The sequence below is a fragment of the Klebsiella sp. genome (assembly GCF_027492335.1).
GTDB lineage: Bacteria > Pseudomonadota > Gammaproteobacteria > Enterobacterales > Enterobacteriaceae > Klebsiella > Klebsiella huaxiensis.
In genome coordinates this window covers 1-9,934 of record NZ_JAPUEW010000059.1, presented here as the reverse complement: position 1 = coordinate 9,934, position 9,934 = coordinate 1, and the positions used below count along the sequence as shown (strand labels likewise).

Sequence of the window (9,934 nt, the reverse complement as noted above, 5' to 3'; positions counted from 1 at the left end):
TTCCAATAATAATCGGGGGCGAAAGCCCCCAACCTTACAGGCATAATAATATGGAATATTCACAATGAAACTCTCTGAACTCGCGCCCCGAGAACGGCATAACTTCTTTTACTTTATGCTGTTCTTTTTCTTCTACTATTTCATTATGTCGGCTTACTTTCCCTTTTTCCCGGTGTGGCTGGCGGAAGTTAACCATTTAACCAAAACCGAAACGGGGATCGTCTTCTCCTCAATTTCGCTCTTCGCCATTATCTTCCAGCCCATATTTGGCTTGATTTCAGATAAGCTTGGGCTACGCAAGCATCTGCTGTGGACCATCACAGTTTTATTAATCCTGTTCGCGCCATTTTTTATTTTCATCCTCTCACCGCTATTGCAGATGAATATCATCGCGGGCGCGCTGGCGGGCGGGATTTACCTGGGGATCGTATTCTCCAGCGGCTCCGGGGCAGTAGAAGCCTATATTGAACGCGTCAGCCGCGCTAACCGTTTTGAATACGGTAAGGTTCGCGTCTCCGGCTGTATCGGCTGGGCGCTATGTGCATCAATCACCGGCATTTTATTTGGTATTGATCCCAACATTACTTTCTGGATCGCCTCCGGCTTTGCGCTGATCCTTGGCGTGCTGCTGTGGGTATCAAAACCGGAAAGCAGCAATAGTGAGCAAGTTATCGACGCGCTGGGTGCTAATCGCCAGGCCTTCTCCATGCGCACCGCCGCGGAACTGCTGCGGATGCCACGTTTCTGGGGCTTCATCATTTATGTCGTTGGCGTCGCCAGCGTCTATGACGTCTTCGACCAGCAGTTCGCCAACTTCTTTAAAGGCTTCTTCTCCAGCCCGCAGCGTGGGACCGAAATCTTTGGCTTCGTCACCACTGGCGGGGAACTACTTAATGCACTAATCATGTTCTGCGCACCGGCTATTGTTAACCGAATTGGTGCCAAGAATGCCCTGTTGACCGCCGGACTGATTATGTCAGTGCGTATTTTAGGATCGTCTTTTGCTACCTCGGCGGTGGAAGTGGTTATCTTAAAAATGCTGCATATGTTTGAAGTTCCGTTCCTGCTGGTGGGCACCTTTAAATATATCTCGTCGGCCTTTAACCCAAAACTCTCTGCCACGCTGTTCCTGATTGGTTTTAATTTATCGAAACAACTTTCGGGCGTTGTGCTATCAGCGTGGGTTGGGCGGATGTACGATACCGTTGGCTTCCATCAGGCTTATCTGATCCTCGGTTGTATTACCCTGAGCTTTACGGTTATCTCACTATTTACCCTGAAAGGTAGTAAAACGCTCCTCCCGGCAGCGGCATAAAATAGATGCCGCCGGAAATAACCCGGCGGCACATCTGCACCAATTTATAATTTCTCTGTTTTGTAGCCCGGATAAGGCGTTAGCCGCAATCCGGCAACTCGAATTACTTAGGGTATATATCTTCGTCAGAGAGGCATCTCTCCTGTAATCCGCGTCTCTCCATCGCTATTTTCCAGCGCATAAATTCGCGCTTCGGCCATTGAGGAAATTAATTCGGAAAGCTCGGCAGAATGGCTGGTCAACCAGATTTGGCTATAGCGAGACGCTTCAACAATTAATCTGGCAAGAGCCGGAAACATCTGGTGGTGCAGGCTGTTTTCCGGCTCATTGATCGCCAGAAACGCCGGTGGACGAGGGCTCAATAACGCCACCGCCAGGCACAGAAAACGCAGCGTGCCGTCGGACATCTCGGAGGCCAGTAAAGGCCGGTAAACACCGTTACGCCGCATCTTCATTGAGAAACGTGAATTCTCATTCTCACAATAGAATGTGCATTGCGGAAAGGCCTCGCCGAGGATCTCATGCAGCAGTTCCTCCGCGCCGATTTCCACAATAGTCTGAAAGGCGGCAGCAAGATTATGCCCATTGCTATCAAGCACCGGCGAGCGGTAGCCGACCGCCGGTTGGCGCAGCGGCGAGTGCCTGCCAATATTGAACTCGTGATAAAAACGCCAGCGACGCATGGTCTCCCTGACCCGAGAGACCTCCGGAAAGCGATGCGGTTCAACCAATTGACCAAAGATGGATTCGTTTTCATAAATAGTATCGGTGAAGGTGCTTTTTTCACCGTTAACATCTACCAGAAACGCGGCCTGATTTTTGCGCTGTAGCACGCGCGATGAAGGTCGTCTGGAAAAGCCCGCCAGCCAGATAGACTCCTCTTTGACAATTGGGTCCAGCACGAACTGGGTCGGATAAGGCAGTTTTTCCGGAAAACCGACTTGTAACTCATAGTCGAACTCATCGGTCAGACAGGCAATCTGCAGCCGTCGCGGAAAGCGGTCCGTTGGCGCACTCGGCCCTGACCACATAATATTTTCCAGTCCGCCCTCATCACTGATATAGCCGGAAAATTGTCCGTCGGCAGAGGCGGTTAACAGATGAATAGCTTTGTAGATATTGGACTTGCCGCAGCCGTTGGGGCCGAAAACAATGTTCAGCGCGCCCAGCTCCAGCTCGATATCCCTGACCGATCTGAAGTTTTTAATGCGGATGTGGTTAATCATAGCGTTTCCGAAGCGTGCAAAGGCGTATCGCTATACTGTATCGGAGGCGGGAGGAAAACGAAACATGACCCAACCGGACGACAGATAGCCGTCCGGCATCGGATCAACTGAAGAACTTTTTCATGCCGCGAGTCAACGCCACTCTTTTGAGTTTATCCGTATCCTCATGGCTCTCACTGAAAACGCCGAAAAAGTAGCGCTCATCATCGATAGTTTGCGACACAATCCGATAGCTCAGCGGCTGACCAGATTTTGCGCCGTACTGCGCAGGCGTGACGGAAACTTCTGTCGCGGTATCGGCGACGCTGACTAGCAAGCCATCCCCTTTGCCACCTACCAGCATGACCTTAATTAACGGGTGCACCATATCCCTCCCGGGTTGAGGTCAATGATTAGTTTTCGATAGCCACTGGCTGACAGTTTGCAGCGGGGCCGTCATGACCTGGTTTGCCATTTGCCGGAGCAGGCCGAGTCCCCTCTTTTCCGACAACGGGCGGTAGCGGCACGCCCTCTTTGTCCACCGCAGGCGGCGCTTTCTGACAGGTTGTTGTTTTCGTCGCATCCGCGCCCCAGGCAGGCGTGGACAGATTCAGCAACGCCACGGGAGCAAGCAGTAACGTAACCTTCAGTACATTCTTATAGTTCATACCGACCTTGAGTAAAAAAATAAATTTCTTATGCTGAGCTAAACGCTGATTATTAGTAGCAAAAGCTGACAAATGATGAAGGAAAAAAGAGGAATTGTGAATCTCAATAGCTCTTATTTATCAGTCATCGCTTTGGCAGAAAGCAAGTTATGTGGATTTTATTACTCAGAATAATCTCAATCAATTGAAATATCTGAAAAACCACTAATTCTGGCGAAGGCTTTATGGCGAGGTTGTTTCCTATACTGAAGCGGAAAACAACAACCAAGGTTATATAATGAAGAAACACTATCTGATGCTTTTTCTGGCAGGGACTGCGCTATTGCAGGGCTGCTCGGCTTTTGACAAACACCATGGCGTTAACTGGGGTGAAGGTACCTGCCCAGCGCCTGCGGCAAATGAGCTCAGCGAATCTAAACAACTGATTATTGAAGATGGCAAAACGCTAAAATGCCAGATTCGTCCTTACGTCAGCAATATGGAGTGCCAGGGTATCACTGATAAAACCAACGCCGATGGCGTTGTCTGCCAGAACGGACTTGGGCAGTCGATTATGTTTATTTTTGACGACAAAGGCGTGTTGAAAAAGCACGGCAGCGTATAACTCATCCGGTCTTTAGAAAAATCCTGGAATACAGCCGCAGCGGCCTTTGCATTTGAACTTCTTCCGTCAGCCACTAGACTTGAATGAGTCAAACGAAAGGAGAATCACATGCCATCACAAGATTATGAAAACGACGCGCAAAATCTGGCGGATAAGGTCGGTAACAAAGTCAACGAAATTGCCGGGGAAGCCCAACAGCAATTTGGTGATGCGGTAGATTCGCCTAAGCATCAGTTGAAAGGCGCGGCGCGTAAATACGCGGCCCAGGCGTCAGATGCGGTCTCCGAAGTTTCGGAGCGCGTCAAAGAAAACCCGCTTACCGGATTGCTAGCCGCCGGTGCCATCGGGCTGGTCATTGGTTTACTGGCCGGACGTAAGTGAAATTAGGGCCTTCGGGCCTTAATTTTTTGTGATTACCCCCCCTCAAATCGCCACGACGTTCGCCACATCAAACTGAAAGACATAGGGATCGGACAAGAGCTGGAATTGCTCATCATCAGGGTAGGTTACCGCCACATGGTAATTCTCACCTGCGAATGCTTTGACCGCATCCAGATTCTCCCAGTAAGTCGCCAGAAAGAAATGTTCCCATTCTCCCTGAGTTTCTCGCCTGACAAACGCTCCCGCGTTTCCAGGGATACCCGCAGAATGTTGCACGCCGGTTAACTGCAAATGGTCTGCAAACGCTTCACCAAAATCAACAGGAACACAGCCGTGCCAGGTTCTGACAATCATCTTCAACTTCCTTAAAAAACCGTCAAAGATGCATTTATAACAAAAATAAACCACTTTATGTGATTTTTTATGCACTCCGTGTCTGTACTGAATGGTTCACCAGGTCCACCTCGATCTAACCGTATCGCACCGTCATCCCCGCGCACTGACACATCAGCTAAAATTACAGGTATAATCGCAAAAATTTTTCAACGGGTTTAGAAGCGAAGATGACAAAACTCACCTTACAAGAGCAGATGCTAAAAGCAGGACTAGTCACCAGCAAAAAGATGGCTAAAGTCCAGAGAACAGCAAAGAAATCACGAGTTCAGGCTCGCGAAGCAAGAGAGGCTGTGGAAGAAAATAAAAAAGCGCAGCTTGAACGTGACAAACAGCTAAGCGAACAACAAAAACAAGCTGTTTTATCTAAAGAGTATAAAGCTCAGGTGAAGCAGCTCATTGAAATGAACAAAATCGTCATTGCAAAAGGCAATATTGATTTTAACTTCACGGATAACAACTTAATTAAAAAAGTTGTTGTGGATAAGACAACGCAAACTCAGCTGATTAACGGCCGTCTCGCCATTGCGCGGTTGGTTAGTGATGGCAGTGGCGAGAGTGAATACGCAATTATCCCCGCGATCGTGGCCGATAAAATCGCGCAGCGAGATGCGAACAGTATTGTTTTAAACAGCGCGCTGAATCAGGAAGAGCAGGATGAAGATGATCCGTATGCTGATTTTAAAGTGCCCGACGATTTGATGTGGTAATTCACATTTTGCCGATGTTTATCAGAGGAAATAGCCCTTCCCGGAGTTTCAAACGATAAACAAACCGGCTTTAGATTCTGTTCTCGCATTTCTGCCGGGTGGCGGCTAGCGCCTTACCCGGCTTACAAAACTGACTATAAAACGCCCTGCTCGCTCAGCCCGCGATTTTCCAGCATCGGTTCGATTTTAGGATCGTGCCCGCGCCACTGCCGATACAGTTCAGCTAAATCAGTGCTATTGCCGCGCGACAAAATCGCCTCGCGGAAGCGCTGGCCGTTTTCGCGGGTTAAACCGCCCTGCTCAACGAACCACTGATAGCCATCGTCCGCCAGCATCTGCGTCCATAGGTAGGCGTAATAGCCTGCGGCATAGCCGCCACCGAAAATATGTGAGAAGTAACTGCTGCGATAACGCGGCGGCACGGCGGAAAGATCCATATTCTCCGCTTGCAGCGCCGTCACTTCGAAGGTATCAACATCCTGCGGCAGCGTTTCCGTCGACACGCTGTGCCAGTGCATATCCAGCAGCGCCGCCGCGAGCAGCTCGCTCATGTCGTAACCTTTATTAAACTTCGCCGCCCGGAACATGCTATCACGTAACGCTTCCGGCATGGCTTCACCGGTTTGATGATGCCGCGCATAGTGGGCGAATACCTGTGGTTCGCTGGCCCAGTGTTCAAAAATCTGTGACGGGAACTCAACAAAATCACGCGGCGTATTCGTGCCTGAGAGGCTGGCATACCGCTGGCTGGCAAACAGACCGTGCAGCGTATGACCAAACTCGTGGAATAACGTAATCACCTCATCCCACGACAGCAATGCGCTGTGGCCAGCCTTGGGTTTCTGATAGTTACAGACGTTGTAGATGACCGGATGCTGCGCGCGCAAAGTTGATTGCTCAACAAAAACGCCCATCCACGCCCCGCCGCTTTTGCTATCTCGGGCGAAAAAGTCACCATAAAACAGCGCAATCCCCTCACCGTTCGCGTCAAAAATTTCCCATACCTGCACATCTGGGTGATAAACCGGGATATCAAAACGCTCAACAAAGCGGATGCCAAACAGCTGAGAAGCGGCCCAGAATACGCCGTCGCGCAGGACGCGGTCGAGGGCGAAATACGGCTTTAGTTGCGCTTCGTCGATAGAATACTTCGCCCGGCGCACCTGCTCGCCATAGTAGAGCCAGTCCCAGGCCGCAGCCTGAAAATCGCCGCCTTCATTATCGACAACCTGCTGAATATCCGCCAGCTCCTGCTCGGCTCTGGCTCGCGCCGCAGGGGCTATCCGCCGCATAAAGGCAAAGGCCTGCTCAGGGGTTCTTGCCATCTGGTCAGCCATCGACCAGCTGGCATAATCAGCGGTCCCAAGCAGTTGCGCTTTACGGGCCCGGATCTCCGCGAGCCGCAATACCAGCTCGCGGGTATCATTGGCATCGCCTTTTTGGTTACGCGTCCAACCCGCAGCGAACAGGTTTTCTCGCGTCTGCCTGTCCTGCAGGGAAAGCAGCGCGGGTTGCTGAGTCGTATTAAGCAGCGCAAGCAACCAGCGGTCCTTTAAACCTTTCTCCTGCGCCGCTTCTGCCGCTGCGCTTATTTCATCCTCACTAAGCCCTTCCAACTGGTGGGCGTAATCTACCACCAGACCACCAGACTTCACCGCCCCCAACAGACGCTGCTGAAACTGACTTTGCAGGGTCGCAGCTTCCGTATTCAGCGCCCGCAGCACCGTTTTTTGCTCTTCTGCCAACATTGCGCCTGCGAGGGTGAAACGTTGCCAGGTCACCTCCAGCAAACGCATGGATTCAGCGTCCAGAGAGAGAGAATCACGCTGCTGCCAAACCTGTTTTACACGCTCAAATAGCGCCTCATTGAGCCAGATATTGTTGCCCAGTTCAGCCAGTTCAGCAGAAAACTGCTCATCCAGCTCCTGAATTATCGGGTTGGTATCCGCTCCAGCCATAGCGAAGAAGACGCTTGTCACCCGCGCCAGCAGCTGCCCGCTCTGCTCCAGAGCCATCAGCGTATTGGTAAAATCCGCCGGAGCCGGGTTATTAACGATCGCGCTAATCTCTTCACGTTGACGCCGTACGCCTTCATCAAAGGCCGGGCGGTAATGGCTATCTGAAATCAAATCAAAACGCGGTGCCTGGTAAGGCAGCAGGCTGACGCTTAAAAAAGGGTTGTTGTCCAACATCATCATCTCCTGAACACGATTATCCTGTAAGATTAGGCAACTCATTGATTGACCGCAATGATTTCCCCGCTCGTCAAATGTTGTCCGACGATTTCCATTACCCGTCGCCGATATCGCGTGCTATGGTATAAAGACACAAAAAGCGTTGAGGAACAGTAAGATGATTATCCTGGTTACCGGAGCAACAGCAGGTTTTGGTGAAAGTATTACTCGCCGTTTTGTCGCTAACGGTCACAAAGTTATTGCCACCGGGCGTCGCGAAGAGCGCCTGAAGACGCTGAAGGATGAGCTGGGCGAGAGCATTTATACCGCGCAGTTGGACGTGCGTAATCGTGCGGCTATCGAAGAGATGGTCGCCGGGCTGCCCGCGGAGTGGCAAGCCATTGACGTTCTGGTTAATAACGCCGGACTGGCGCTGGGGCTCGAACCCGCACACAAAGCCAGCGTTGAAGACTGGGAAGATATGATTGACACCAACAATAAAGGGCTGGTGTACATGACCCGTGCGGTTCTGCCTGGCATGGTTGAACGTAACCGCGGTCATATCGTCAACATCGGTTCAGTCGCTGGTAGCTGGCCTTATGCTGGCGGTAACGTCTACGGCGCGACGAAGGCTTTTGTCCGCCAGTTTAGTCTGAATCTGCGCGCCGACCTTCACGGCACCGCCGTTCGCGTGACCGATATTGAACCCGGTCTGGTAGGCGGAACTGAATTCTCTAACGTTCGCTTTAAAGGTGATGACGCCAAAGCGGACAAAGCTTACGAGAATACGCAAGCCCTGACGCCGGAAGATGTAACCGAAGCGGTCTGGTGGGTCGCAACCCTACCGAAACACGTCAATATCAACACCCTTGAAATGATGCCAGTCAGCCAAAGTTTTGCCGGTCTGAACGTTCACCGTCAGGGCTAAGCTCAACGACCCGGTCAGCAGACCGGGTCTGGGCTGGAAAGCAAAAAACGCGTAAAATAGCGCAAAATTCCATTTAAAAGTAAGCACAATGGCCGCAGAATCCCAACTGAATCCGACACAGCCTGTAAACCAGCAAATTTATCGTATCCTTCGTCGGGATATCGTCCATTGCCTGATCCCGCCCGGCACCCCACTGTCTGAAAAGGAAGTTTCCGTGCGTTTTGACGTTTCTCGTCAGCCAGTGCGTGAAGCCTTTATTAAACTGGCGGAAAACGGCCTGATTCAGATTCGCCCACAGCGCGGCAGCTATGTGAACAAGATTTCCCTCTCGCAGGTGCGTAATGGGTGTTTTGTCCGCCAGGCCATTGAATGCGCTGTGGTGCGCCGCGCCGCCGGGATGGTGAATGATGAACAGCTCTATCAGCTTGAGCAAAATCTCAATCAGCAGCGTGCTGCGGTCGAACGCCAACAGTTAAATGATTTCTTTCAGCTGGATGATGAATTTCACCAGAAGCTCTCGCAAATTGCCGACTGCCAGTTAGCCTGGGATACCGTCGAAAATATTAAAGCCACCATTGACCGGGTGCGTTACATGAGTCTCGATCACGTCACTCCTCCCGATATGATGCTGCGCCAGCATTATGATATTTTCCAGCCGCTGGTCGCCCGTAACCCGGATGCCGTAGAAAAGGCGATGAGCCTGCACCTGCAGGAAATTAGTGAGTCCGTTCTGCTTGTACGTCAGGAAAATAGCGACTGGTTCAGCGAAGAGTAGAAATATAGATAGCGGCAGAGTCCCTCACCTGCCGCTAAATGCTCAGGCTATCGATGTTATCTAATCACCAGAACTGGTATTTTAGCGTAGCGAATAATCGACTCGGCGTTGGATCCCAACAGATGAGTAGAAATGCCCGGCTTACGCGAGCCAATCACAATCACGTCATAGTCATCATTACTGCCGATCGCTAAGATTTCATCACGCACGTTACCAAACACGACCCGGGAGTGAATGCGTTCAGCAGGAATTGAGAACAGACGGGACAGCGATTTCATTTTTTTCTCTGACTCTTCCCGCATATATGCTTCAAATTTACGAATATCGGCAGCGAAACCGCGCAGAACTGAGCTACTGCTGTTTGGCAATACGTTCAGCAGCGTGATTTCACCTTCATCCGCTGAGGCCAAAAACTCCGCATGGCGAACGGCTTTGTCACTTAAATCCATTTCAAAAACGTCTACGGGCAACAATATTTTCTTGTACATAGTCCGTTCTCCTTTTCTCAAGAAACTAAATAATTTAAGCCATCATGCCATATTTATCACAACGGGAGAACAACACATCCGCCAAATAAATATTTAATTCATTAAAATAAATATAAATTATATATATTTAACTATGGATAGCTAAAGTTATGTGTATTCAACGATCTGGATCAATTTTTACGCTGATGGTTTGATTTGCATTAACCGATAATCGAGGTCGTTCCCCTCACCTGCAGATGGGCTTTGTTGAATAAATCAGATTTCGGGTAAGTCTCCCCCGTAGCGGGTTGTGT

The 9,934-nt window shown here is 50.5% G+C and carries 12 protein-coding genes; 6 read left to right on the top strand and 6 right to left on the bottom strand.

Annotated elements, in window-relative coordinates; genetic code table 11:
• The first annotated feature begins 64 nt into the window (after positions 1–64).
• The gene (locus QVF11_RS18060; RefSeq protein ID WP_112214291.1) at positions 65–1,315 is read left to right on the top strand and encodes an MFS transporter; all 1,251 of its coding nucleotides are present in this window, start codon (positions 65–67) and stop codon (positions 1,313–1,315) included.
• Between the two features lie 125 nt (positions 1,316–1,440).
• Here QVF11_RS18060 and QVF11_RS18055 read toward each other — a convergent pair whose 3' ends face one another.
• The 3 genes from QVF11_RS18055 to QVF11_RS18045 all read right to left on the bottom strand — a co-directional run bounded on the left by QVF11_RS18055 (position 1,441) and on the right by QVF11_RS18045 (position 3,188).
• Positions 1,441–2,541 (bottom strand): AAA family ATPase, encoded by a 1,101-nt coding sequence (locus QVF11_RS18055; protein ID WP_287858539.1) that lies wholly within the window; start codon positions 2,539–2,541, stop codon positions 1,441–1,443.
• 103 nt (positions 2,542–2,644) lie between these two features.
• Positions 2,645–2,905: a hypothetical protein gene (locus tag QVF11_RS18050; protein WP_112214426.1), complete on the bottom strand. Its 261-nt coding sequence runs from the start codon at positions 2,903–2,905 to the stop codon at positions 2,645–2,647.
• Between the two features lie 28 nt (positions 2,906–2,933).
• Positions 2,934–3,188 (bottom strand): hypothetical protein, encoded by a 255-nt coding sequence (locus tag QVF11_RS18045; protein ID WP_112214427.1) that lies wholly within the window; start codon positions 3,186–3,188, stop codon positions 2,934–2,936.
• A gap of 277 nt (positions 3,189–3,465) precedes the next feature.
• Here QVF11_RS18045 and QVF11_RS18040 point away from each other — a divergent pair, with 277 nt between their 5' ends.
• Positions 3,466–3,792, top strand: a complete 327-nt coding sequence (locus QVF11_RS18040; RefSeq protein WP_142513881.1) for a hypothetical protein — start codon at positions 3,466–3,468, stop codon at positions 3,790–3,792.
• 108 nt (positions 3,793–3,900) lie between these two features.
• Entirely contained in the window at positions 3,901–4,173 is a 273-nt protein-coding gene (locus tag QVF11_RS18035; RefSeq protein ID WP_112214294.1) for an ElaB/YgaM/YqjD family protein, read from the top strand.
• 42 nt (positions 4,174–4,215) lie between these two features.
• On the opposite strand, the gene QVF11_RS18030 is transcribed toward QVF11_RS18035, so the two are convergent.
• On the bottom strand, positions 4,216–4,527 hold the full coding sequence (locus QVF11_RS18030; protein ID WP_287858537.1) for a hypothetical protein: 312 nt from the start codon (positions 4,525–4,527) through the stop codon (positions 4,216–4,218).
• Positions 4,528–4,736: 209 nt separating this feature from the next.
• On the opposite strand from QVF11_RS18030, the gene QVF11_RS18025 reads away from it, so the two are divergent.
• Entirely contained in the window at positions 4,737–5,276 is a 540-nt protein-coding gene (locus QVF11_RS18025) for a DUF2058 domain-containing protein (RefSeq protein ID WP_112214296.1), read from the top strand.
• A 134-nt stretch (positions 5,277–5,410) separates the two neighbouring features.
• On the opposite strand, the gene dcp is transcribed toward QVF11_RS18025, so the two are convergent.
• Positions 5,411–7,468, bottom strand: coding sequence for a peptidyl-dipeptidase Dcp (gene dcp / locus QVF11_RS18020; RefSeq protein WP_287858535.1), 2,058 nt, complete (start codon positions 7,466–7,468; stop codon positions 5,411–5,413).
• A gap of 160 nt (positions 7,469–7,628) precedes the next feature.
• Here dcp and ydfG point away from each other — a divergent pair, with 160 nt between their 5' ends.
• Entirely contained in the window at positions 7,629–8,378 is a 750-nt protein-coding gene (gene ydfG / locus QVF11_RS18015; RefSeq protein WP_287858533.1) for a bifunctional NADP-dependent 3-hydroxy acid dehydrogenase/3-hydroxypropionate dehydrogenase YdfG, read from the top strand.
• Between the two features lie 88 nt (positions 8,379–8,466).
• Positions 8,467–9,153, top strand: coding sequence for a GntR family transcriptional regulator (locus QVF11_RS18010; protein WP_110274099.1), 687 nt, complete (start codon positions 8,467–8,469; stop codon positions 9,151–9,153).
• Between the two features lie 56 nt (positions 9,154–9,209).
• Here the strand turns inward: QVF11_RS18010 and QVF11_RS18005 are convergent, their stop codons facing one another.
• Positions 9,210–9,641, bottom strand: a complete 432-nt coding sequence (locus tag QVF11_RS18005; protein WP_112214301.1) for a universal stress protein — start codon at positions 9,639–9,641, stop codon at positions 9,210–9,212.
• Positions 9,642–9,934: the final 293 nt, after the last annotated feature.

Coding starts and splice junctions, on each gene's coding strand:
- QVF11_RS18060 (WP_112214291.1), top strand. CDS start 65: ATGAAACTCTCTGAACTCGCGCCCCGAGAACGGCATAACTTCTTTTAC.
- QVF11_RS18055 (WP_287858539.1), bottom strand. CDS start 2,541: ATGATTAACCACATCCGCATTAAAAACTTCAGATCGGTCAGGGATATC.
- QVF11_RS18045 (WP_112214427.1), bottom strand. CDS start 3,188: ATGAACTATAAGAATGTACTGAAGGTTACGTTACTGCTTGCTCCCGTG.
- QVF11_RS18040 (WP_142513881.1), top strand. CDS start 3,466: ATGAAGAAACACTATCTGATGCTTTTTCTGGCAGGGACTGCGCTATTG.
- QVF11_RS18035 (WP_112214294.1), top strand. CDS start 3,901: ATGCCATCACAAGATTATGAAAACGACGCGCAAAATCTGGCGGATAAG.
- QVF11_RS18030 (WP_287858537.1), bottom strand. CDS start 4,527: ATGATTGTCAGAACCTGGCACGGCTGTGTTCCTGTTGATTTTGGTGAA.
- QVF11_RS18025 (WP_112214296.1), top strand. CDS start 4,737: ATGACAAAACTCACCTTACAAGAGCAGATGCTAAAAGCAGGACTAGTC.
- dcp (WP_287858535.1), bottom strand. CDS start 7,468: ATGTTGGACAACAACCCTTTTTTAAGCGTCAGCCTGCTGCCTTACCAG.
- ydfG (WP_287858533.1), top strand. CDS start 7,629: ATGATTATCCTGGTTACCGGAGCAACAGCAGGTTTTGGTGAAAGTATT.
- QVF11_RS18010 (WP_110274099.1), top strand. CDS start 8,467: ATGGCCGCAGAATCCCAACTGAATCCGACACAGCCTGTAAACCAGCAA.
- QVF11_RS18005 (WP_112214301.1), bottom strand. CDS start 9,641: ATGTACAAGAAAATATTGTTGCCCGTAGACGTTTTTGAAATGGATTTA.